Source organism: Tessaracoccus sp., from assembly GCF_016714275.1.
Taxonomy (GTDB): Bacteria; Actinomycetota; Actinomycetes; order Propionibacteriales; family Propionibacteriaceae; genus Arachnia.
Map to the genome: position 1 here is coordinate 310315 of NZ_JADJNP010000002.1, position 22683 is coordinate 332997.

Genomic DNA, 22683 nt, shown 5'->3' on the forward strand with positions numbered 1-22683 from the left:
GCCGTGAGAAACGAGTAGGGGCCCGGCAGACGCCGGGCCCTTACTCGTGTGTGTTCAGCCGTGGACAGAGGCGATCGCGTCGACGACGTAATCCAGGTTGCCGGAGTTCAGCGCGGCGACGCACATGCGACCGGAGTCAAGGCCGTAGACGCCGAAGTCGGAGCGTAGGGCGATCATCTGGGTCTTCGTCAGGCCCGAGTAGCTGAACATGCCGAGCTGGTCGGCGATGAAGCCCATGTCGTCGATGCCGCGGGCAATCAGCCCACCGACGAGGCCGTGGCGCATCCGCTTGATTCGCTCGCGCATCTCGCCGAGTTCGTCGGCCCAGGAGGCGCGCAGTTCGTCGTCGGCCAGCACCGTCGCCACGAGCGCGGCGCCGGTGGTGGGCGGGTTCGAGTAGTTGGTCCGGATCACGATCTTCAGCTGGCTGAGCACCCGCTTCGCCACGTCGGCGTCCTCCGCGATGACGGAGAGGGTGCCGACGCGCTCGCCGTAGAGGCTGAACGACTTCGAGTACGAAGTCGCCAGGAGGAAGAACAGCCCGGCGTCGACGAACTTCGCGACGACGCGGCCGTCCTCCTCGATGCCAAAGCCGAAGCCCTGGTAGGCCATGTCGAGGAACGGGACCAGCTGGCGACGCTGCAGGACGGAGATCACGCGGTCCCACTGCTCGGCCGTCAGGTCGTAGCCGGTGGGGTTGTGGCAGCAGGCGTGCAGCACGACGATCGTGCCCGGGGCCGCCTGGTCGATGTCGGCGAGCATGCCCTCGAAGTCGACGCCCTTCAGGCCCGCGTCGTAGTAGCGGTACGTCTCGACACGGAACCCGGCCCGCATGAACAACGCACGGTGGTTCTCCCAGCTCGGGTTGGAAACGAGCACCGTCGGGCCTGCGGAGAGCTCGGCGAGCAGGTCGGCGCCGACCTTGAGGGCGCCCGTTCCACCGAGGGTCTGCACGGTGGCGACGCGTCCGGAGGCGGTCGCCTCGGAGTCGGCGCCGAAGATGAGGGCGCGCGCGGCCTCGCGGTAGGCGGGCATGCCGTCGATGCCGAGGTAGCCGCGGGGCTTGTGCTCGGAGGTCAGGCGCTCCTGCGCCTCACGCACCGAGGCCATGAGGGGGCAACGTGCCGTCGTCGCCCAGGTAGACGCCGACGCCCAGGTTGACCTTCTCCGCGCGCTTGTCTGCGGTGAAGGCCTCGGTGAGGCCGAGGATCGGGTCTGCGGGGGCCAGGTGAGCGCGTGCGAACAGCGACATGGTGGTGGTTACTTCCTCTTTCCGCGGAAAGCCTAATACAAAGCGCCCCGGAGGCCGTTGCTCGTGCATTACTGTTCCCCCAACGCTGGGAGGAACGATGAAGATACCGTTCGGGCAATCGCGCCAGTCCACCATCGGCATCGAGTGGGAGCTGGCCGTCGTCGACGGCGCGACCCTTGAGCAGGTTCCCGAGGCCGAGGTGGTCCTCGGTCAGGTGGAGGACCCTGTCGACGGCCCCATCCGGCGTGAGTATCTGACGTCGATGATAGAGATCGTCTCCGGTGTGCACGACACCCCGGCGGCCGCCGTTGCAGACCTGCAGCAGCACTTGGAGTGGGCGCTCGACCTGCTCGAGCCGCGGGGCCTCACCCTGCTCGGCGCCGGTGCGCATCCCTTCGGGGACCCGGCAGCGCAGAAGCCGGGCGACAAGCCTCAGTACCGACGGGTCACTGAGCGTAACGGCTACTGGGGTACCCAGATGGCGATCAACGGGCTCCACATCCACACGGGCATCGACGCCCGCGCGAAGGCGCTGCCGATCGTCTACGGGCTCGCCAGGTTCGCGCCGTACTTCATCGCGCTGTCCGGCTCCTCGCCGTACTGGATGGGTCAGGACACGGGCTTCGCCTCCCAGCGGACCATGATCTTCCAGCAACTCCCCACCAACGGCCTGCCGTTCCACATGACCGACTGGACCGAGCTCGAGTCGTTCGCGTCGCAGCTCGAGGGCGTCGGCATGATCCAGAACCCGTCCGAGATCCGCTGGGACGTGCGCCCGTCGAGCTGGGGGACGGTCGAGAACCGGACCATGGACTCGGTCCCCACGTTGCGCGAGGTGGGCGCCCTTGCCGCGCTGAGCCAATGCCTCGTCGAGCGCATGTCGCGCGCGATCGCCGAGGAGGAGCCGATCGACAGACTCCCCTACTGGTTCATGCGCGAGAACAAGTGGCGCGCCGCGCGCTACGGCCTGGCCGCCGACGTGATCACGCCCCGCAAGGACCAGTACCTCCTCCACGTCTCCGACGGCATCCTCCAGTGGGTCGAGCACCTCGCCCCGATCGCGGAGCAACTCGACTGCGTCGAGGAACTCGGGCACGTCGCCGAACTCGTCCGGCACGGCCCCAGCTATCTTCGCCAACGGCGCATCGTCGCCGCGGGCGGAACACCGAAAGACGTCGCCCGTTCGCTTGCCGACGAGTTGCGCGCGGGCGTCCCATCCTATGAGGAGACATCACTGTGACAAGGCCCTTCCTGCTGCTCAGCACCCGCCCTGAGGATGACGCCGTCGCCGGCGAGCGTGAAGCCATCCTCTCGAAGGCGGGACTGGAGGAGGCCGAGCTCGTGCAGCACCGCGTCGAGCGCTTTCCGCTCCCTGAGCTGAACCTCGACGACTTCTCCGGCGTCCTGCTCGGCGGCGGGCCGTTCAACGCCAGCGACGAGGACAAGTCCGAGTTGCAGCTGCGCGTCGAGGCCGACATCGCGCAGGTGGTCGTCCAGGCGGTCGAACGCGAGGTCCCGCTCCTGGGCCTCTGCTACGGAATCGGCGCGCTCACCTCGACGCTGGGCGGCGTCGTCGACCGCACGTACGGCGAGCCCGTGGGTGTCGTCGACGTGACCCTGACGGAGGAGGGTCGCGACGACCCGCTCTTCGACGGCATCCCGACCATCATGCGTGCCTTCGTCGGACACAAGGAGGCCTGCCGGGAGCTGCCACCCGGCGCGACGCTGCTGGCCACCGGCGAGGCCTGCCCCGTGCAGGCGTACCGGGTGGGCCCGTGGGCGTACGCCACCCAGTTCCATCCGGACCTGGACCCGCGCGGCATGGCGGAGCGGATCTTGATCTACCGCGAGGCCGGCTACTTCGCTCCGGACGAGACCGAGGAGCTCTCGGCCTTCGCCCTCGATGCCGACATCACCGACGAAGTGCACGCCATCTTGTCGAACTTCGTGCGGTTGGCGCGTCAGTCGAGATAGTCGCGCAGCACCTGGGACCGCGACGGGTGGCGCAGCTTCGACATGGTCTTGGACTCGATCTGGCGGATGCGCTCGCGCGTGACACCGTAGACCTTGCCGATCTCGTCGAGGGTCTTCGGCTGGCCGTCGGTCAGGCCGAAGCGCATCGACACGACGCCCGCCTCACGCTCGCTCAGCGTGTCGAGCACGTCGTTCAGCTGCTCCTGCAGGAGTGTGAAGTTCACGGCATCAGCTGGAACGACGGCCTCGGAGTCTTCGATCAGGTCGCCGAACTCGGAGTCGCCGTCCTCGCCCAGCGGCGTGTGCAGCGAGATGGGCTCGCGGCCGTACTTCTGCACCTCGACGACCTTCTCGGGCGTCATGTCCAGCTCGATCGCCAGTTCCTCGGGCGTGGGTTCGCGGCCCAGGTCCTGGAGCATCTGGCGCTGCACGCGGGCCAGCTTGTTGATGACCTCGACCATGTGCACGGGGATGCGGATGGTGCGGGCCTGGTCGGCCATGGCGCGGGTGATCGCCTGCTTGATCCACCACGTCGCGTACGTGGAGAACTTGTAGCCCTTGGTGTAGTCGAACTTCTCGACGGCGCGGATCAGGCCCAGGTTGCCCTCTTGGATCAGGTCAAGGAAGAGCATGCCGCGGCCGGTGTAGCGCTTGGCGAGGGAGACGACGAGACGCAGGTTCGCCTCGAGCAGGTGATTCTTCGCGCGGCGGCCGTCCTCGGTGATCCACTCGAAGTCCTCGAGATCCTCGTCGCTGACGACGACCTCCGTGGAGGTCAACCGCTCCTCGGCGAACAGGCCGGCCTCGATCCGCTTGGCGAGTTCGACCTCCTGGACCGCGTTCAGCAGCGCGACCTTGCCGATCTGCTTCAGATAGTCCTTGACCGGGTCGGCGGTGGCGCCGGCGGAGACGACCTGCTGCTCCGGCTCGTCGGCGTCGTCGGAGTCCGAGAGCGCGAAGCCCTCTTCCTCGGAGACCAGCTCCTTCTCCAGCGGGGCCTCCTTGGCCTCGTTGAACTCGGAGTCGTCCACTTCGTCGAGCGAGCGCTTCTTCTCGTCCATGGTGCGGTTCTTGCCGCCGACGGTCAGGACGACATCGTCGCCGTCGAGCTTGACCTCCACATCGAGCTCGACCTCGCCGCTGGCCACGTCTTGAATCGTGGGCTCCGCCTCCGCCTTCGCGCGCGTCGTGCGAGCCGGGGCCTTGCGGGAGCGGCCCGCTGCGGGGACCTTCGCCTCGTCGGGGGCCGGCTTGGCAGCCCGCGTCGTCGCCCGCTTCTTGGGTGCGGCATCGTCGGCGGGTGCGGTCGCGGTGGTCCGGCGAGCCCTCGGGGCCTTGCCGGTCGCTTCGGCGTTCTGGGTCACAGGAATCCTCTCCAGGCCTACTGGTTTTAGCGCGTGCGTCGCCCCGCCATAGTCAAGGGTGACGCAGCGTCCATTCTGGCACGCGATCCACCGGTACTCAAACGCTGGTGTCAGGGTCTCCCCCTACCTGGGTAGGGGGGAGGGTGAGAGGCACTCGTACTTTCGGATGATTTCGCCCCTGGCGAGTGCCTCTTGTGGAACCGGAGCGCCGGTCAATGCGTTGAACTAGGTGACGACTCCTGAAAGGACTCGAACGATGAACACTACTGCACGTATGCGAAGCACCGAAGGCATCGACGGCAAGGACGCGGTGGGGCTCTACCTCGACGCCATCGCCAAAACGGCACTGTTGTCCGCGCTCGAAGAGGTCGAACTGGCCCGCACCATCGAGGCCGGGCTCTTCGCGGAGCACGTGCTCGACGGTCGCGAGTCCAGCTCGGTCGACGCCAGCGATGAGGAACTGCGCGAGATCGTCGCCGAGGGTCGCAGGGCCATGCAGCGCTTCGTCCAGGCCAACCTCCGTCTCGTCGTCTCCGTGGCCCGCAAGTACGGGCGCGCGCAGATGCCGCTGCTCGACCTCGTGCAGGAGGGCAACACCGGCCTCATCCGCGCCGTCGAGAAGTTCGACTACACCAAGGGCTTCAAGTTCTCGACCTACGCGACGTGGTGGGTGCGCCAGGCCATCTCCCGCGGCATCGCGCAACAGGGCCGCATCGTCCGGCTTCCCGTGCACGTCGCCGAGCAGGTCAACCAGGTTTCTGCCGTCCGCCGCAACCTCGAGCGTCAGCTCGGCCGCGAGCCGGAACTGATCGAGATCGCCGACGAGCTCGGGCTCGAGGAGGAGAAGGTCGTCGACCTGCTCCGCTACGCCCGCGACCACGTCTCGCTCGACGCCCCCGTCGAGGCCGACGGCGACACCTCGCTCGGCGACCTGATCGCCCGCGAGACCGCGCCCGGCCCGGACGAGGTCGTGCTGGACGCCGAGGAGCGCGCCCGCCTCGAAGGCATGCTGTCGGAGCTCGACGAGCGCTCCCGCGACGTCGTCCGCCGCCGGTACGGCCTTCTCGACGGGCGCCAGGCCAAGCTCGCCGACATCGGCACCCACTGGGGCATCACCGCGGAGCGCGTCCGCCAGATCGAGCGGCAGGCGCTCGCCACCATGCGAGAGCGTCAGGGGGTCGCGGCCTAACGGTTGCAGATAGGCGTCTCGGTCCTCATCCGGGTGGTCAGCGGTCGCCGACCACCCGGATGAGTCCTTCCTGGGCACAGGATGCGACGGCGGCGCCGTCCTGGAACAGCCGCCCCATGGCGAAGCCGCGGGCGCTGGACGCCGACGGCGAGATCATGTCGTAAAGCAGCCACTCGTCGACGCGGACGGGTCGGTGGAACCACATTGCGTGGTCAATGGACGCCGCCTGCATCCGGGGCGACAGGAACTCCACCTCATGCGGGATGGCGGTGACGCTGAGCAGGGTGATGTCGCTCAAGTAGGCGAGCACCGCGGCGTGCAGCAGCGGGTCGTCGGGCATGGGCTGTTTCGTCCTCACCCAGGCGCGCATGCTGCCGCCTTGCCGGTCCTCCCTTGGCTGGGCCGCGAGCCGCACGTCGAGCGCGTCCCACTCGGAGATCATCGTGATCTGCCGGCCGAACCTCCGCTCGAGCACCTCCGCCAGCGAGGGGCACGCGTCCGGCACGGCCGTCCCCGATGGCGGGGCCGCGGTGTGGTCGAGGCCCGGCTCCGGCTCCTGGAACGACGCGGTCATCTGGAAGATCACCGTGTCGCCCTGCCTGGTCACGACGCGGCGGTTGCTGAACGTGTGCCCGTCCCGCAACACCTCGACGTCGAAGTCGAGCGGGACGTCGATGGCTCCGGGGCGGAGGAAGTAGGCGTTCAGCGAGTGGACGAGACGGTCACGGGGCACGGTCTGCGCCGCGGCGACGAGCGTCTGGCCGAGCACCTGCCCGCCGAACAGCCGCTGGAGCAGCGTCTGCGGTTGGGGGCCGCGAAACGTGAGCCGCCCCGTGGCGGTGAGATCGAACAGCGCGCAGAGCTCGGCAACATCCTTGGGCACACGCCTATGCTGCCACCAGGCGAGCTTTCCGGTGGGATGCTGTGCTCATGAGCATGGTGCAAGGTCGGACCTGGCGCGACGGGGTGCAGCAGCGGAGCGACGTTCCGATGGCCGAGTTGAGCGAGTTCCTCGCCGATCCGCACCTGTTGGTATGGCTGGACCTCGTCGATCCCGAACCGGAGTTGCTGGCAACACTCGCCGAAGAGCTCACGCTCGACAGACACGCCGTCGAGGACGCGGCCGCGCCCTTCGAGCGCCCCAAGGCGACCCGGCACGCCGGGCATGTGTTCCTCACCTGTTATGCGACCACCCTGACCGTCGACGCCGCCGAGGGGCCGCAGCTGGTCACCCCGCGGATCTCGGCCTTCGTGCTGCCCAACGGCCTGATCACCGTGCGAACCGGCGCATTCGACTTCGACGAGGTGCTGCAGCGCTGGGCGGACGAGGCGCAGCTCGAGCAGGGCGTAGGCGCGCTCGTCCACGGAATGCTCGACACCGTCGTGGACGGCCATTTCGACGCGATCCAGGCATTGGATGACGAGGCGCTGGAGGACATGCTCTTCGGCGACCGCGTCCGGCCGCGCGCGTTCCAGCAGCGGGTGTTCGCGGTCCGCAAGGTTCTGGCGCAGTTGCGCCGCAAGGTGCTGCCGATGCGGGAGGTCGTCTCTGCCGTGATCAGGTTCCGAACCTCGGAGACGCTGCCGGTCTCCCGAGAGCTGGACGGCGACTTCGACGACCTCTACGACCATGTCATCCGTGCCGCCGATTGGAGCGAGTCGCTTCGGGAGGTCGTCGGCAACGCGTTCGAGACCAGCCTCTCGCTGCAGGACGCCCGGTTGAACGACATCATGAAGAAGCTCGCGGCCTGGGCGGCCATCATCGCGGTCCCGACGGCTGTCACGGGCTGGTTCGGCCAGAACCTCCCGTATCCCGGCTACGCCAGCGGCTCCGGGCTGCTGCTCAGCATCGTCCTCATCGTGGCCGGTGTCGCCGGCCTGTACCTGCTGTTCCGCAGGGTCGACTGGCTCTAGGACACCGCCACGCGGGCGCGACTCAGACTACGCGCGCGGCTCCCAGAGAATCAGGCACCCCGCGTCGACCAGAGGTTGGAGCGCCTCCTTGTCCGCGGCCGGATCGGCCAGCGGGTTGTCGTATACCCATAGCTCCTTGAGACCCACTCGGTCGGCGAGGCCTCCGACCGAGGTCAGCTTGTTGGCGTGGACATACAACGTGCGCAACGCAGGAAGATCAGGAAGGTCATCCAACGACGTCACCTCGTTGTACACCACGGAGAGCAGCCGGAGGTTCGGCAGGTCGGGGAGCCCCTTGACGTCGCGGAGCTTCGTCCGGCCGACGACGAACATCTCAAGCGACGGCATAGGAGGAATTCCGTGAAGTGTTTCAAGATCGCCCTTGACTATCCCCAGATAGGAGAGGTCTGACCACTCGGCGACGTCTCGAAGCGCGGTGAAGTCGGTCACCCCGTCGGCCGTGCCGAAGCGGAGCCACTCGAGCGACGGCGTCTTCGCCGGGAGACCAGCAAGGCCAGGGATAAGGCTGTTGACCAGATCGAGTTTGGTCAGGTTCGGCAGAGCCGGGAAGCCCTCGAGCGTCTCGACGCCCCCGTACGGGCACTCCAACGAGGTGATCCTCTCCGCCTCCGCCCGCATGAGCCAGCCGGTCACGGTGTTGGGCGTCGCCCGGTCGATGCACTCCCGAAGCGCGCGGCTCTTGATCTTCTCGAGGTCGTAGTCGTCGGGTCCGAGGACGTACACGCTCTCGCTTACGAAGGTGCGCGAGATGTACCCGGGGCGGCTGCCCGTGACCCGCACCATGACTTCCGTGCCTCCGTCGGCCGGCCGGACCGTATACGTGTTGTCGGTCGCTCCCGTGATGGGATCGCCATTACGCAGCCACTGGTACGCGAGGGTGGCCTTCGGCCGCCACAGACCCGTCGCAACCGACAGGGTGCTCCCTGCGCGGGGCTGGTTCTGCGAAAGTATGTAGATGCCACCCACGTTGACCCAAAACGTACCGCGTGCGACCGCGGCCGAGCGTTTCGAGGTGACCGCAACCGAGGTATAGCCCTTCGCCTTGCCGGTGACCGTGACCGAAAGCCTCTTGCCCGCATCCGCAACGACCGGGGCATAAACCTGCTTGGTCGCCCCCGCGATCTTCTTACCGTCGCGCAGCCACTGATAGCTCAGCCTCACAGACTCCGCCGGCTTCCAGTACCCGGTCTTGGCGGTGATGGTGCCGTCGACCTGGGGATCATTGCTCAGCGTGACTTTCTTCGACGTGATGACGCCGAGGGCAACCTTCTTGGTCTTCTTCGACGTCCTCGTAACCGGGCGCAGTTTCCACTGAGTTCCGGTGATCTGAACTGAGATCCTCGCGCCCGCATCGGCGCCTGTGAGCGTGTATGAGAAACCCTTCGCACCCTTGATCTTTTTGCCGTCTCGCAGCCACTGCGGATGGGCCGAGACGCTCGGACGCCACGTTCCCACCTTGACTCTGAGGGTCTTGCCGACCCGCGCCGTTCCAGAGATGGTCGGTGTGGGCGTCACCCTCGGCGCGGCATCGGCAGATGCCGGAGCGAAGCCCACGAACGCCAATGCGATCAGCAACGCAGCCACGACGACGCGCCTCAGCGCGAGCGATGGACGGCGATCAGACGAGCCTGACATCACAGCATTTCCCCCTGAAATACTTCGGGATATCGGCAGCCATTGCCGAGTCCCGGACAAGAGGCTATCAGCGCATATCCACGCTCCTCGCGGGGCAGATAAAGAGGGTACTCGGGTACCCGCGGAGTGGACTCGACTACCCAGCGGGCCCCGACTTGGCGGCTGCATATCTCCGCCGCTCATCCAGGAAACGCGTACGCTGACGAGCCAAGAGACCTATCTGACAGCAACGTGGCACGGGACGGGAGCGGCAATGGCACGAGCAGCGCGCGCCGGCCGGTACAGCGCCGTGATGCGGATGAGCACGTCGTTGCCGACGGCATTGCTGTTCCTCTTCGCCTTCGCCTCGTGCGCACCCGCGGCCGAAGGTACTCCCTCCAGCACGGCGCCCCATGGTGAGGCCGACGGCCAGACGCAGAACGACTTCAGCGACTTCCTGGAGGCGGCCATCCAGCGCGCGCCCGACAGCATCGTCGACTATCGCTGGGACGCGATAGCACGCCGCGGGGAGATCAAGGTCAAGGATGACGCGGTGGAGATCATGGAGCGTCTCGCCGCCGAGAGCAGGGTAGCCGTCGAAGTCGTCCGCGCCACCGAGGAGGCCCTGCCCTACGACCAACGAAGCACGGTGGAGTTGGCCGTCCTCAAGGCGCTCCAAGACCTGGGTGCGGCAGGGCTCGGGGCGGCATATACGCCGGACACGAACAGCGTCAGGGTGACGGCGTGGACCAACGACCCCGCGTCTATCCGGCAGAGGGTGGACGAACTCAACGCAAAGGGGGACGGGCCGCGGATCACCGTCGAGTTCGAGCCCGCCGACCAGGCGCCTCGCCCCATGGGCGCCGAGGAGTAGCTGCACCTCAGCCCGCGGCGCGGATGGCCTGGCGGATGCGTTTGGCCGAGACGGGGATGCTCGTGCGGAGCTGCTGCGCAAAGAGGCTCACGCGGAACTCCTCGATCAGGAACGCGATCTCCTCGACCTCTGGACGCAGCGGGCCCGGTGGCTGGGCATCGGTGAGGGCTGCGTAGAGGTCCTCCATCTCGTCGACCTCCGTTTGGAGCTTCGCGTCCCGGGCGGGCTGCTGGGCGGCGACCTCCAGGCGTGCGACGGCGGACGCCGCATAGCGCGGCAGGTGGCCGAACCACGGGTCGGGCGTCGCGGAGATGAAGCGGGCGAAGAAAAGGTTGTCCAGCTGGGAGGCGACGTCCCGGCTGGCCGGTGCGGCCGGGTGGAGCGAGATCAGCAGCCTCGCCCGCGTCGCGTTGGCCAACGCCTGCGACGCCGTGTTCACCACCTCAAGCGTCCGCCCCGGGCACTCCTGACGCACTGCGAGCGCGACTCGCTCGTACGCGGCCGGCGAGCGCACATCCGCCAAGGGCCCGACGGCGGTCGCGAGCTGCTCGCCCGCCTTGAGCCACGCGTCGGCCAGGAGGTCCGGCACCGTTGGATATGCCGAGTCGGCTAGGGCGAGCTTTGCGTCGCGGCCCAGGTGGGACACGACCCACCTCGTCGGCTCCGGATTGGTGCAGGTCAGAAGCCGCCGGATACCCGCGGCATGCGAGCGGTCCGCCTTGGCGCGCGTGTCGAGGACCGTGAGGCCCACCGTCGTGCCCTCATCGGCGAGCGCGGGGTAACCCACCGCTCCCCTGCCGAGGCGCGTCTCCCGCGGGATGTCGCCGAACGTCCAGGATCGCTGGCCGGTGGCCGTGCGATCGCCGGCGGACCTGGTGAGCTTGGCCGCCACCTTGGGCGCGAGGCGCTGCTGCAGCGCGGCGAGGTCGTCGCCGCGGCTCACCTCACGTCCACCGTCGACCACGACGAACGTCGGACGGAGATGCGGATCGAGGGTTTCCGGATGCCAGTCGCCGGGGTCCACCAGCGTGCCGGTGAGCGCGGTGAGCGCGCGACCGAGCGCCTCTGGGAAGGAGCCTTCCCCGTCGACTCCGCGCTCCTCCAGCCAGAGCAGCGCCTTGGCGGCGAAATCCGGGGCCGGGACGAAGCTTGTCCGCACAGACTTGGGCAGCGACCGGATCAGCTCCGTGGCCAGCTCGCGCCGCAGCCCAGGCACCTGCCAGCTGAACGGCGCGCCGTCGAGCTGGCTCAGCAGCTCAAGGCGGACGGTGATCGTGACGCCGTCGCTGCCTGCGCCCGGGTTGAACTCGTAGGCGATCGGCAGCCGATGCGGGCCGATCCGCCACGCGTCGGGATAGTCGGAGGCGCGTAGCTGGGAAGGATCTACGACGGCGTCCTCCGGGGTCAGCAGGGGCCACTGTTCCTTAGGGAGCCCGCGGAGCCACTTGTCGAAGGTCGCGCCGGAGACCACCTCGGAGGGCACGCGCGCGTCGTACCAGGCGTAGAGCGCGTCGTCCGAGAGCAGCAGGTCCGGCCTGCGCATCCGGTCGGTGAGCTTCTCGGCCTCCCGCAGCACGGCGCGGTTTGCCGTGACGAGCTTGTTCCTCGACTCCCACTCCCCCTCGACAAGGGCGGTCCGCAGGAAGATCTCGCGCGCCTCGACCGGGTGGTCGGCGGCGTAGTTGGTGCGCCGAGCCGCGACGATCGGCACGCCGAACAGGCTGATCCGCTCGTTGGCGACGACGGTGGCCGAGCGGCTCGACCACGTCGGCTCGGACAGCGTGCGGGTTAGGACGTGCCCGCCGACCTGCTCGACCCACTCCTCACGGATCGGGGCGACGGTGCGCGCCCACAGCCGCGACGTCTCGACGAGCTCGAACGCCATGACCAGCGGCGGGGTTACCTTGGCCTGCGAGGAGCCCGGCTGGATGGCGAACCGCGCGCCGCGCGCCCCCTGGTACTCCGTCAGAGGCTTACGGCGGGTCTGCCCGCCCTGACCGGGGCGCGGGGCGGGTGGCTCGAGCGCCAGCCCGACGTTGGAGAGCAGACCGCTGAGGATGGATGTGAGGACGTCCGGCATGGCGCCGCGGCCGGAGGTGTCGAGGTCCAGCTCCTTGCACGCCTCCCGCAGCTGCGAGACCAGGTCCTCCCACTCGCGGAAGCGCACGAAGTTGAGGTACTCCGCGCGGCACATCCGACGAAACGCGTTGCCGCTCAGTTCTCGCCGCTTCTCTCGGAGATAGGTCCAGAGGTTGAGCAGGACCTCGAAGTCACCACCCTCCAGCGACAGCTTGACTTCCTTCTCCCTGCGCGTGCCGGTGTGCGCGGTGTGACGCGCGGGCTGGCTCTCGTCGGCCGCCCGCGTCTCGTCAGGGAGCGACGTTCCCCAGAAGCGGCGATGTAGCTGGTCGGCCTGGGCCTGGAACTCGGCGGGGCGCTCGCGGATGTCGGGCACCGTCAAGCCCGCGACGAGCACCATCACGGTGGCAAGGCTGTTGCGCCTCGCCCCCTCGATCAGCATCCGACCCAGGCGCGGGTCGACGGGCATTCGCGCCAGCATCCGGCCGGTGCGGGTGAGCCGCAGCTGCTCGTTGCGCGCGCGAGGATGGATGGCACCCAACTCGCTCAGCACGCGCACGCCGTCGTTGATGTGCGAGATGTTGGGCGCCTCGACGAACGGGAAGGACTCGACGTCGCCCAGCCCGGCTTGGGCCATCAACAGAATGACGGTGGCGAGGTTCGTGCGCAGGATCTCGGGATCGGAGAATTCGGGGCGCGCGGCGAAGTCGTCCTCCGAGTAGAGGCGGATGGCGATGCCCGGGCCGAGTCGTCCGCAGCGGCCGGCGCGCTGATTGGCCGAGGCCTGAGAGACGGGCTCGATCGGCAGACGCTGCACCTTCGTGCGCGCCGAGTAACGGGAGATGCGAGCCGTCCCCGTGTCGACCACGTAGCGGATCCGCGGCACCGTGATGGACGTCTCCGCCACGTTGGTGGCCAGCACGATCCTGCGCCGCGGGCCGGGCGCGAACACACGCTGTTGGTCCGCCGACGACAGGCGCGCGAACAGCGGCAGCACCTCAACGCCGGCGCCCAGGGCCTCGACTGCCTCCGCGGCGTCGCGGATCTCGCGCTCGCCGCTCAGGAAGACGAGGATGTCTCCCCCGCCAGGCTCCGTGACGATCTCTTCGACGGCCGCGGCGATGCCGTCAATCTCGTCCTGGCCATCCTCCAACGGCCGGTATCTGGTCTCCACAGGGAAGGTTCGGCCTGATACCTCGACGACGGGGGCGCCGTCGAAGTGCTCGGAGAAACGGGCGGTGTCGATGGTCGCCGAGGTCACGATCACGCGAAGATCCGGTCGCTTCGGGAGCAGCTGCTTCAGATAGCCGAGCAGGAAGTCGATGTTGAGGCTGCGTTCGTGAGCCTCGTCGATGATGATCGTGTCGTACTTCGACAGCATCCGGTCGTGGGTCAGCTCCGAGAGGAGGATGCCGTCGGTCATGACCTTGATCCGTGTGGCCGCGGTGACGCGCCGCGTAAACCGCACCTGAAAGCCGACGAACTCTCCCAGTTCGACGCCGCACTCGACGGCGATCCGTTGCGCCACGGTGCGCGCCGCGATCCGGCGCGGCTGCGTGTGCGCGATCCGCTTTCTGCCCGCGAGCAGACAGATCTTGGGTAGCTGCGTGGTCTTTCCAGACCCGGTCTCGCCGGCGACAACGACCACTTGATGGTCGCGGACCAGCCCGGCGATCCGCTCGGCCTCCCCCGCGATGGGGAGACCGGGTTCGACGACGACGGTGGGAGTTGGCCCCGCCTCAGTCATCCGCGCGTGATGTACAGCGGGCAGAGCGCGTGCGCCATGAGGCCGCGCATCAGCCCGCCGAGGGCGAAGCCGGGGATCGACGACTCGCCCACGCCCAGCACCAGCAGGTCATAGCCGGCGCTGCGGCTGACCAGCTCGTTGATGGGGCTGCCGACGGTCACCTGCACCTCGTATTCGACGCCTGGGTGGCGGCCCGCGACAGCGGCCGCGATGGCCTCGATGCCGCCTTGGGCGAAGCGGGCCTGCTCGTCCAGCTGTGCCGGGGTGAGCTTGCGGGCGAAGATCCCGACGGGCGGCTGAATGGCATGGACCACCTTGAGCCGCGAGCCGAGCCGCTCTGCCTGCTGGAAGCCCGCCTCGAGCGTGCCTTCGGAGCCGGGGTCGGTCTGCAGGCCGACGCCGACGACGCCACGGGAACCCACCGGTTCGGGGTGCGCCGCAGCCGAGATGACCACGACGGGGCAGGAGGCGTTGGCGACGACCGCCACCGACGTCGATCCGACGAACATACGCTCGAGGCCGGACGCGGCGCGCCGGCCGACAACCACGAGGTCAGCCACCTCGCTCAGCCGGGCCATGACGCCGCCGGGCGAGCCCATGACGACCTCGGTCTTGATCCGATCCTCAGGAAGGCCGAGCTCGACCCCGACGGCCTTGGCCTGCTCGTTGGCGGTGACGCCGGCTGCCTGCAGCACCTCGGGGTCGTACACGACACCCCACGCGCCTGCCATCAGCGTGTCGTCGACGGCGTTGACGAGCATCAACTCGCCGTCGATGGCCTTGGCTGCGTTGGCCCCGAAGCGGACGGCACGGAGACCATCGTCGCTTCCGTCGACACCTACCACGATCAGGGGGACTTGGCGTTCAGTCATTGCGGGGCTCCTCACTCTTGGTTCCCGAAACTACTCGACCGGCAAGGGTCGAGACCTCAATCGCGACGCCGACCGTGCGGTCGCCGTCGACCCAGCTGATGCTCTTCACGGACGCGTCGGCGGGCGTCGTCGTGCCGCGGGCCAGGACCGTCCACCCGATGGCCGTCTCCTTGTCGATCTCGTCGACCTGGAAGGACACCTCCGTGGGTTCGGTCAGCGCCGCGAGCATCGTGCCGGGGGCGGTGTGGAAGACGATGGCCCCGCTGTTGGTGCGAAAGTTCACCGGAACGATGCTGATGCCGTCGGGCCGGAGCCAGGCGATCCTGCCAACCTCGGCGTCCGCCAGCAACGCCCAGCACTCGTCGGCATCCAACCGCGAGAAGTAGGTCACGGGTTCCCTTGTCATGACACAACACTAGCGCCCCCCGCGCCCTGCCGTCCGGTTCCGCGCGGCGGTCTTGCCGCGCGTTCGGATGCGCTAGGGGGTACTGAAGGTGGTACGGCCGCCGAGCTTGGTTGCCAGCTCCTCGTCGATGCCGTCGGCGATCTGGCTGAGCGCCCGCAGCGCCTGGCGGAGGTGCGCGGGAACGAACGGTTTCGCGGGCACGGAGATCTGCGCGAACACACGGTCACGGTGCAACGCGAACCGGCCGTAGCGCGACTCGACGTTGAGGTCGTTCAACACTTCGCACGCACGCGAGCGATTGGCCACGTCGTGGACCAGCGGGGAGAAGAGCACGAGCTCGCGGCAGTCGGCGGTGCTGCGCAGGAAGACGACGGCCGAGCCGACGCGGATCGCCACATCGCCCTGCTCGTTGCGCAACGGGGGATGGCCGAACAGCCGCCGGAGCTCCGCATCCACCAACCCGTCGAGCTCGGCCTGGCCACCCGCCTTGACGGCCTGCTCCTCCCGCTTCAGCTTGCGCGGCTCCAACGGCGTCCACTCGGCTTGGCCCTGGAGGATCTCGGCCAGCTGATCGGGTTCGAGGAAGATGGGGTGCGGAACGGAGAAGACGGCGTTGAGCGTGTCACTGGCAAGCGCGGCGAGGCGCGCTGAGTCGGCCTGGTCGGCCTCGGCGTGAAACCCCGGTTCCCTTTCGGACGGGGGAAACCAGCCCAGGCGGATCAACTCGACAGACTCGACCGCCGTCGGCGCGCCGTTGGCGGAGCCGCTGACGAGCGCGGTCACGACTCCCGGCTCCCGCACCGTGAACCGGATGCCGGGACGAGGCCCCGTGGAGACCGACGTCACCGAGATGGTGAGGTCCGCCGTCGCATCCATCACCGAGAGCACCTCGTCGAGCCGGTCTGAGAACTCGCCCCATGCTGCGCGTTGGGTCTCATCGAAGTCGAAGTCCGTGTAGTCGGCCATGGGCACCTCCGCGCCCCAACCTACACACAGAGCAAGGCTGCCCGCCGAACCCCACTAGACTTCGAGGGAAGTACTGATCAATGGGGTGCCGAGTGAGGACGTGCCAGGCGGGATGAGCTGGGCTCTCAATATCTGAGGGTGCTATTGGACACAACACCGAAGATAGTGAGAGTTCAGATCGCCCGCCTGGTGCGCCGCAGCCGGTGCCCGATTGATCAGTGCTTCCCTAGCTAGGCCCACCGTCGATTTGGAGTTTTCGTTGAACCCCTCGCTCGGCCTTCCCCTCTGGGTCCTTTCGCTGGCCCTCATCAGCGTGCTCGTCGTCTCCTTCGTGTTCGGCTGGATCGCGCGGCTGCTGCTGCGCGGCCGGGCCCAACTGTCGACGACGGCGTCGGTGGTGATGTCGATCCTCGGCTCCGCCGTGGGGTTCGCGCTCGCGTGGCTGATCCGGCCCACCGTCGCGCCCACCAGCCCGCTGGCGATCAGCCTCGCACTGGGCGCCTCCGTGATCGCCGTCGCGGCGTACGCGAGCGTCGCCGCCCACTTTCAGCGCCCGCAACGGGCCACTACCGCGGAGCTCGTCCGCGCCGGTGAGTCGGACCAGGTGGAGTTCAAGTCCACCGCGCGGGTGAACCTCCACACGGGCGCCAAGGACGACAAGATGGAACAGGTGGTCGCCAAGACGCTGGCGGCGTTCCTGAACGCCGACGGCGGCACCCTCATCGTCGGCGTCGATGACGCCGGCACGCCGCTCGGCCTTGACCGGGACCTCGCCACCATGAAGGCCCCCGACCACGACCGCTTCCAGCTGTGGCTGCGCGACCTGCTGACCACGGCGCTCGGCCCCAACGGCGCCGCGTTGGTCACTGTCGAATTCGAGGCTCTTCCCGACGGCGACGGCATCGCCCGCGACGTCTGCCGGATCACCGCGGGCGCCTCGCCTCGCCCGGTGTTCCTGCGCCCGAACAAGAACGCCGCGCCGGAGCTCTGGGTGCGCACGGGCAACTCCTCGCGGCAGCTCGCCGTCGACGCGGCGAGCGAGTACGTGATGCATCGGTGGCCGCTGGGGCCGGGGGCAGGCATCGCCGCGCAGTTCCGGGCCGCGATGCGGTTCTCCCAGGGCCGCTGATCGCGACACCGCGTCGCCGCTGAGGGCTGACTAGACTGGCCGCTCCCCTGCCTGACGAGGAGCGCCGTGTTCAACCCGATGACCTGGGATGCCCCCTACCTCGTGGTCGTGGCCGCGCTCTTCGTCATCGTGATGCTGCGCGCGAACGCCACCTACTGGCTCGGCCGGGGGCTGGCTGCCGGCGCGCAACGCACGCGGCTCGCCCGCATGCTGGAGTCGAGGCACTACGCGACCGCCACCACCTGGCTCGGCCGGTGGGGCGCCCCGGCCGTCGCCGTGTCTTTCCTGACCATCGGGATCCAGACCATGGTCAACCTCGCGGCCGGCGTGGCCAGGATGCCGATGCGGCGCTACCTTCCTGCGGTCACCGTCGGCTGCGTGATGTGGGCATTCATCTACGGAACGGTCGGCTTCATGGGCTGGGTCGGCCTGCAGGAACTCTGGATACGCTCTCCCGTGGCCGTGGTAGCCATCTGCCTGCTCGTCGCGGCCACCATCACGTGGAGCGTGCTCGCCCGCGACAAGTCCGAGCCACAGGACGCACCCGCGGCCTGACCCGTCGGCGTCAGGGCAGCTTACGCGCGGCGCCCTTGTCGGCGGACTGCGCCAGCATCCCGAAGATCTTCAGCGCCGTCGACACCTCGCGCTCCCGGTTCTTCGCATGCCAGCCCTCGACGTCGCGCAGCGCCCGTCGTGCGGCGAGGGTCTCGTCGTCGACGTCGAGGTGGATCTTCCGCTCCGGGATGGAGAGCACGATGCGGTCGCCGTCCTCGACGAGGCCGATGGTGCCGCCGGAGGCCGCCTCTGGGGAGACGTGCCCAATGGAGAGCCCGGACGAGCCGCCGGAGAAGCGGCCGTCGGTGATCAGCGCGCACTTCGGCCCCAGGCCGAGGCCCTTGAGGTACGACGTCGGATACAGCATCTCCTGCATGCCGGGGCCGCCCTTGGGGCCCTCGTAGCGCACGATGACGACGTCGCCGGGCTGGACGCGCTTGCCGAGGATGGCCTCGACGGCCGCCTCCTGCGACTCAGTGACCACCGCGGTGCCGGTGAACTCCCACTGCTCCTCGGGAACGCCAGCGGTCTTGACGATGGCGCCGTCGGGCGAGAGGTTCCCCTTCAGGACGGCGAGGCCGCCATCGACCGTGTAAGGGTGATCGGTGGAGCGGATGCAGCCGCCCTCGGAGTCCGTGTCGAGGGTCTCCCAGCGGTTGGTCGACGAGAACGCCTCCGTGGTGCGGACCCCGCCAGGGGCGGCGTGGAACAACTCGACGGCCGCCTCGCTGGCCGACCCCCCGCGGATGTCCCACTCGTCGAGCCAGGCCTGCAGGCTCGTCGAGTGCACGGAGTGGACCGAGTCGTCGAGCTTGCCGCCACGATGCAGCTCACCCAGGATCGCGGGGATGCCGCCGGCGCGGTGCACGTCCTCCATGTAGTAGTTCTTCGAGTTGGGCGCGACCTTCGCCAGACACGGAGTGTGCCGCGAGATCTCGTCGATGTCGTCGAGGGTGAAGTCGACCTTCGCCTCCTGCGCCGCGGCCAGCAGGTGAAGGACCGTGTTGGTGGAACCGCCCATGGCGACGTCGAGGCGCATGGCGTTCTCGAACGCGGCCTTGGTGGCGATGGACAGCGGCAGGACCGACTCGTCGTCCTCGTCGTAGTAGCGCTTGCACAGTTCGACGACGAGACGGCCGGCCTCCTGGAACAGGCCCTTGCGGGACGCGGCCGTCGCCAGCGTCGAGCCATTGCCCGGCAGCGCGAGGCCGATGGCCTCGAGCAGGCAGTTCATGGAGTTGGCCGTGAACATGCCGGAGCAGGAGCCGCAGGTGGGGCAGGCGCTCTCCTCGATCCGCTGAAGCTCGTCGTCCGAGACCGAGTCGTCGACGGCGGAGACCATGGCGTCGACCAGGTCGAGCGAGGTGACGGCGGTGCCGCCTTCCTTGATGATCGCCTTGCCTGCCTCCATCGGGCCGCCGGAGACGAACACCGCGGGGATGTTGAGGCGCAGCGCGGCCAGGAACATGCCGGGCGTGATCTTGTCGCAGTTGGAGATGCACACAAGCGCGTCGGCGCAGTGCGCGTTGGCCATGTACTCGACAGAGTCGGCGATCAGCTCGCGGCTGGGCAGCGAATACAGCATGCCGCCGTGCCCCATGGCGATGCCGTCGTCGACGGCGATGGTGTTGAACTCGCGCCCGACGCCCCCGGCCTCCGCGATGGACTCGGAGACGAGCTTGCCCATATCGCGCAGATGCACGTGGCCGGGCACGAACTGCGTGAAGGAGTTGGCGACGGCCACGATCGGCTTGCCCCAGTCGGAGTCCGTGATCCCCGTGGCGCGCCAGAGGGCGCGCGCGCCCGCCATGTTGCGGCCGTGGGTTGTGGTTCGTGACCTGAGCGCCGGCATCTGACTACCTCCGAGAACGTGACGTTACCAGCGTCAACAGTACCCCCGCGGCACCCGTGCGGCTGTCGGCTCGATCCTCTCCGGACGCGTGCGTCAGTCGGAGCGACGGCGGGCGGCCTCCTTCGCAGAGGTCTCTGCCCGGTCGCGGGCAGCTCTCAACCGGGCCTCGGTCTTCTCGAGTTGAGCGAGGCGGCGCTGAGTCGCCTTGCGCAGCGCGACGGTCGAAGCTAGCTCGGCCTCGGCCAACGCAAGCTCCTGCGCCGGTGTGCGTTCGACGACGACGGTTTCGTCCGGCAGGCCGAGCGGGCGCATCGTCGCTACCTACTCCGGCGGGATGCGCCGTCGCCTCGACCTGGCCGCCTCTCTCATCACTCGACCCGCCGTGCTCTTCCTCGACGAGCCCACCAGGGGCAGCGTCACGGGTGGGGGACGACGGAGGGGGCGGGGCGGCGAGGCACGACGGTGTTCCTGAGGCGCGAGGCCCTCGCGGACCGGATCGCCGTCCTTCGCGGCGGCAGAATCATCGCTGATGGTACGGCCGCCGAGCTGACCGCGCTCGTCGGCACGGAGCGCCTCGACGACGCCTTCCTTGCGCTCACAGAAAGCCCACTCACTCCCGGGGAGACCGCAGCATGACCAGCCCCACCGCCCACCACGGCGTCGATGCCTGGCGCTCAAGTGCGATCTTCGCCGGCCGCAGCCTCCGGCACAGCCTCCGCGACGGCGACGGAACCTTGATGGCCGTCGCACTGCCCGTCTTGCTGGGCAAGGGGTCATGCGCCGTCTCCGCACCTTGCCGATCAGACCGGCGACGGTGCTCGCCGGCCACGTCGCGGCCAGCGTTCTGCGCAACTTGCTCGCGACGGCGATCGTCATCGGCGTCGCCCTTGCTATCGGATTCCGCCCCACCGCGACACTCGCCGAGTGGCTCGTCGCAATCGCCCTGGTCGCGCTGTGGATTCTCGCGATCACTGCGCTGTTCGCCTTCATCGGCCTCGTGGCTTCCAGCCCCGAGGCAGCCAACGGCTACGGCTTCGCGCTCCTGTTCCTGCCGTACGTGTCCAGCGCCTTCGTTCCGATCGCGACCATGCCCGCCTGGATGCAGCCGGTCGCCACTCACCAACCGATCAACCCGCTCGTCGAGACGATCCGGTCACTGTTGGTCGGGCAGGGCGACGTCAAGATCGCGGTGTCGCTGCTGTGGTGCCTCGGCATCGTGTTGATCGCCGCCGTACTCATCGGGTGGCGCTTCCCGCGACAGCGCTGACCCGCTCCCTCGGAGGACGAGCGCTCGACGACCCACGAGCACCGGCCCGACGCGATCAGTCGATATGAGCTGGCCCAGGGTTCCGCCAGTGCTCGCGCAGCAGCCAGATCTGCTCGGGCAGCACCCGGCCCGTGGAGAGCTCCGGGAGCTCTTCGAGAGCAAACCAGCCGACCTCGCTCGTCTCGGTGCTCGCATAGCCCGGATCGAGCATTCCGACCGGCTCGCAGACGAAGAACAGCTTGTAGATGTGGTAGTCGTGCGGTGGGTAGTGGGGCCACTTGTCACGGTCGACGACGGCGGCCAGGTGCGCCGCCCGCACCGCGAGCCCCGCCTCCTCGCGGACCTCACGCTCGATCGCCTCGCGGGGGCCCTCCAGGATGTCGCACCAACCGCCCGGCAAAGTCCATCGCCCGCCGTCGGCGACCTCCCGGACGAGAAGAACCCGGCCGTCGGCGTCGAAGACGCCACCGCGCACATCCAGCTTCGGTGTGGTGTAACCGGCGACGGAGGCGACCTCGCGGTCGTAGGCCGGAAGGTCCGTCGTCGCGACCTCGGCCATCAGCTCACGCGCCAACGCCCCGACCCGATGGAATCGATCGATGTCGAACGGATCGCGGCAGTAGGCAAGAGCTGACTCCGAGATGGCCGTCAGCTCCCTCGCGATGCGCAGCAGCCGCTCGCTCGGCTTGTCCAACGCCCTCACTCCTCGCCGACGGCCGCCGGACGGTCGGTGTTGCTGTACTGCGACCAGGATCCCGAGTAAAGCCGTCCCCGCCCGAGGCCGGCATGCTCCAGCGCGATCAGGTTGTGGCACGCGGTGATACCCGAGCCGCAGTAGGAGATGACCGCAGCCGCGTCGTCGACGGCGGCGAAGCGCGCACGGAGCTGGGCAGGGGCCAGGAAGCGGCCGTCGGGTGCGAGGTTGCCGCTCAGCGGGAAGCTGTGCGCGCCCGGGATGTGGCCGGCGCGCGGGTCGATGGGCTCTGTCTCGCCGCGGTAGCGCTCTCCCGTGCGGGCGTCGATCACAAACCTCCCCGTCGCGGCCTCGTCGATCGTGGCGAGCGCGTCGTCGGGCCAGGGCCGGACGGTGAAGGCGGCCGGCGTCGGCACGAGCACGTCCACGGTGAGCTCCCCGTCCCACGCGCCGAGGCTGCCGTCGAGCAGCGCGGCATCCTCGCCGAGCATCCGCAGCAACCACACGAGCCGGCCGGCCATGGCGCCACCCGCGTCGTCGTAGGCGACGACGATCGTCCCGTCACCGATCCCGACGGCGGACAGCCCGGCGGCGAACCGCTCCGGCGTCGGCAACGGGTGTCGCCCAGCCTCCGGTGAGGGCGGGCCGGCGAGGACGGCGTCCATGTCGACGCGCACCGCGCCCGGGAGGTGCCCGGCGGCGTAGGCGTCGGCGGCCGACCGGCCGTCCAGGTAGTAGCGGGCATCGGCTAGGACGGCTTTGGGATGCCGCGCCAGCCAGGCGCGGTCGACGACGGGAGGAATCACGGCGCCCACTCTATGCCCCTCGCCTTCCGTTCTGCGCCCCGAACCCGCAACGTGACGGAACGCGCCTGCAACGTTCTCGACATGGCTCTGACAAGTCGTTTCGCTACC

23 protein-coding genes are annotated in these 22683 nt (G+C 68.7%); 10 read left to right on the plus strand and 13 right to left on the minus strand.

Features of this window, described 5'->3' with window-relative positions:
* Nucleotides 1-54: 54 nt before the first annotated feature.
* Both IPJ61_RS10005 and IPJ61_RS10010 read right to left on the minus strand, forming a co-directional pair.
* Nucleotides 55-1110 carry an amino acid aminotransferase gene (locus IPJ61_RS10005; RefSeq protein WP_297106459.1) on the minus strand — a complete coding sequence of 352 codons (1056 nt, stop codon included), beginning with the start codon at nt 1108-1110 and terminating at the stop codon, nt 55-57.
* Nucleotides 1094-1252 (minus strand): hypothetical protein, encoded by a 159-nt coding sequence (locus tag IPJ61_RS10010; protein ID WP_297106462.1) that lies wholly within the window; start codon nt 1250-1252, stop codon nt 1094-1096. The genes IPJ61_RS10005 and IPJ61_RS10010 overlap by 17 nt, the downstream gene beginning before the upstream one ends.
* A gap of 97 nt (nt 1253-1349) precedes the next feature.
* Between IPJ61_RS10010 and IPJ61_RS10015 the strand changes: the two genes are divergently transcribed.
* Both IPJ61_RS10015 and IPJ61_RS10020 read left to right on the plus strand, forming a co-directional pair.
* On the plus strand, nt 1350-2492 hold the full coding sequence (locus IPJ61_RS10015) for a carboxylate-amine ligase (RefSeq protein ID WP_297106465.1): 1143 nt from the start codon (nt 1350-1352) through the stop codon (nt 2490-2492).
* Complete coding sequence (locus tag IPJ61_RS10020; protein WP_297106469.1) at nt 2489-3226, plus strand: glutamine amidotransferase; 738 nt, start codon at nt 2489-2491, stop codon at nt 3224-3226. The genes IPJ61_RS10015 and IPJ61_RS10020 overlap by 4 nt, the downstream gene beginning before the upstream one ends.
* Here the strand turns inward: IPJ61_RS10020 and IPJ61_RS10025 are convergent.
* Nucleotides 3214-4605, minus strand: coding sequence for an RNA polymerase sigma factor (locus IPJ61_RS10025; RefSeq protein ID WP_459251295.1), 1392 nt, complete (start codon nt 4603-4605; stop codon nt 3214-3216). The genes IPJ61_RS10020 and IPJ61_RS10025 overlap by 13 nt on opposite strands.
* A gap of 241 nt (nt 4606-4846) precedes the next feature.
* On the opposite strand from IPJ61_RS10025, the gene IPJ61_RS10030 reads away from it, so the two are divergent.
* Nucleotides 4847-5779, plus strand: a complete 933-nt coding sequence (locus IPJ61_RS10030; protein ID WP_297106475.1) for a sigma-70 family RNA polymerase sigma factor — start codon at nt 4847-4849, stop codon at nt 5777-5779.
* 37 nt (nt 5780-5816) lie between these two features.
* Here the strand turns inward: IPJ61_RS10030 and IPJ61_RS10035 are convergent, their stop codons facing one another.
* Entirely contained in the window at nt 5817-6662 is an 846-nt protein-coding gene (locus IPJ61_RS10035; RefSeq protein WP_297106478.1) for an acyl-CoA thioesterase, read from the minus strand.
* A 47-nt stretch (nt 6663-6709) separates the two neighbouring features.
* On the opposite strand from IPJ61_RS10035, the gene IPJ61_RS10040 reads away from it, so the two are divergent.
* The gene (locus IPJ61_RS10040; protein ID WP_297106481.1) at nt 6710-7693 is read left to right on the plus strand and encodes a magnesium transporter CorA family protein; all 984 of its coding nucleotides are present in this window, start codon (nt 6710-6712) and stop codon (nt 7691-7693) included.
* A 27-nt stretch (nt 7694-7720) separates the two neighbouring features.
* On the opposite strand, the gene IPJ61_RS10045 is transcribed toward IPJ61_RS10040, so the two are convergent.
* Nucleotides 7721-9298, minus strand: a complete 1578-nt coding sequence (locus tag IPJ61_RS10045; RefSeq protein WP_297106484.1) for a leucine-rich repeat domain-containing protein — start codon at nt 9296-9298, stop codon at nt 7721-7723.
* Nucleotides 9299-9602: 304 nt separating this feature from the next.
* On the opposite strand from IPJ61_RS10045, the gene IPJ61_RS10050 reads away from it, so the two are divergent.
* Nucleotides 9603-10202 (plus strand): hypothetical protein, encoded by a 600-nt coding sequence (locus tag IPJ61_RS10050; protein ID WP_297106487.1) that lies wholly within the window; start codon nt 9603-9605, stop codon nt 10200-10202.
* 7 nt (nt 10203-10209) lie between these two features.
* Here the strand turns inward: IPJ61_RS10050 and hrpA are convergent, their stop codons facing one another.
* The 4 genes from hrpA to IPJ61_RS10070 all read right to left on the minus strand — a co-directional run bounded on the left by hrpA (nt 10210) and on the right by IPJ61_RS10070 (nt 16272).
* A complete protein-coding gene (hrpA, locus tag IPJ61_RS10055; RefSeq protein ID WP_297106490.1) occupies nt 10210-14028 on the minus strand; it encodes an ATP-dependent RNA helicase HrpA in 3819 nt (1272 codons plus the stop codon).
* Nucleotides 14025-14900 (minus strand): universal stress protein, encoded by an 876-nt coding sequence (locus tag IPJ61_RS10060; RefSeq protein ID WP_297106493.1) that lies wholly within the window; start codon nt 14898-14900, stop codon nt 14025-14027. Before IPJ61_RS10060 ends, hrpA begins: the two co-directional genes overlap by 4 nt.
* On the minus strand, nt 14893-15306 hold the full coding sequence (locus tag IPJ61_RS10065; protein ID WP_297106495.1) for a pyridoxamine 5'-phosphate oxidase family protein: 414 nt from the start codon (nt 15304-15306) through the stop codon (nt 14893-14895). Before IPJ61_RS10065 ends, IPJ61_RS10060 begins: the two co-directional genes overlap by 8 nt.
* Before the next feature lie 72 nt (nt 15307-15378).
* The gene (locus tag IPJ61_RS10070; RefSeq protein ID WP_297106499.1) at nt 15379-16272 is read right to left on the minus strand and encodes a T3SS (YopN, CesT) and YbjN peptide-binding chaperone 1; all 894 of its coding nucleotides are present in this window, start codon (nt 16270-16272) and stop codon (nt 15379-15381) included.
* 259 nt (nt 16273-16531) lie between these two features.
* Here IPJ61_RS10070 and IPJ61_RS10075 point away from each other — a divergent pair, with 259 nt between their 5' ends.
* Both IPJ61_RS10075 and IPJ61_RS10080 read left to right on the plus strand, forming a co-directional pair.
* Nucleotides 16532-17401 carry an ATP-binding protein gene (locus IPJ61_RS10075; protein ID WP_297106502.1) on the plus strand — a complete coding sequence of 290 codons (870 nt, stop codon included), beginning with the start codon at nt 16532-16534 and terminating at the stop codon, nt 17399-17401.
* Between the two features lie 66 nt (nt 17402-17467).
* The gene (locus tag IPJ61_RS10080; protein ID WP_297106504.1) at nt 17468-17956 is read left to right on the plus strand and encodes a DedA family protein; all 489 of its coding nucleotides are present in this window, start codon (nt 17468-17470) and stop codon (nt 17954-17956) included.
* Nucleotides 17957-17966: 10 nt separating this feature from the next.
* Here IPJ61_RS10080 and ilvD read toward each other — a convergent pair whose 3' ends face one another.
* Both ilvD and IPJ61_RS10090 read right to left on the minus strand, forming a co-directional pair.
* Nucleotides 17967-19808 (minus strand): dihydroxy-acid dehydratase, encoded by a 1842-nt coding sequence (gene ilvD / locus IPJ61_RS10085; protein WP_297106508.1) that lies wholly within the window; start codon nt 19806-19808, stop codon nt 17967-17969.
* 93 nt (nt 19809-19901) lie between these two features.
* Complete coding sequence (locus IPJ61_RS10090) at nt 19902-20120, minus strand: hypothetical protein (protein WP_297106510.1); 219 nt, start codon at nt 20118-20120, stop codon at nt 19902-19904.
* A 22-nt stretch (nt 20121-20142) separates the two neighbouring features.
* On the opposite strand from IPJ61_RS10090, the gene IPJ61_RS10095 reads away from it, so the two are divergent.
* From IPJ61_RS10095 to IPJ61_RS10105, 3 genes are read left to right on the plus strand one after another with little or no spacing between them, the layout of a single operon-like run.
* A complete protein-coding gene (locus tag IPJ61_RS10095) occupies nt 20143-20280 on the plus strand; it encodes a hypothetical protein (RefSeq protein WP_297106512.1) in 138 nt (45 codons plus the stop codon).
* Nucleotides 20271-20444, plus strand: a complete 174-nt coding sequence (locus IPJ61_RS10100) for a hypothetical protein (protein WP_297106513.1) — start codon at nt 20271-20273, stop codon at nt 20442-20444. Before IPJ61_RS10095 ends, IPJ61_RS10100 begins: the two co-directional genes overlap by 10 nt.
* Entirely contained in the window at nt 20398-21075 is a 678-nt protein-coding gene (locus IPJ61_RS10105) for an ABC transporter permease (RefSeq protein ID WP_297106515.1), read from the plus strand. Before IPJ61_RS10100 ends, IPJ61_RS10105 begins: the two co-directional genes overlap by 47 nt.
* 55 nt (nt 21076-21130) lie before the next feature.
* On the opposite strand, the gene IPJ61_RS10110 is transcribed toward IPJ61_RS10105, so the two are convergent.
* Together IPJ61_RS10110 and IPJ61_RS10115 are read right to left on the minus strand one after the other, a co-directional pair.
* A complete protein-coding gene (locus IPJ61_RS10110) occupies nt 21131-21769 on the minus strand; it encodes an NUDIX hydrolase (protein ID WP_297106518.1) in 639 nt (212 codons plus the stop codon).
* 5 nt (nt 21770-21774) lie between these two features.
* Complete coding sequence (locus tag IPJ61_RS10115; RefSeq protein ID WP_297106521.1) at nt 21775-22575, minus strand: sulfurtransferase; 801 nt, start codon at nt 22573-22575, stop codon at nt 21775-21777.
* Between the last annotated feature and the right edge of the window lie 108 nt (nt 22576-22683).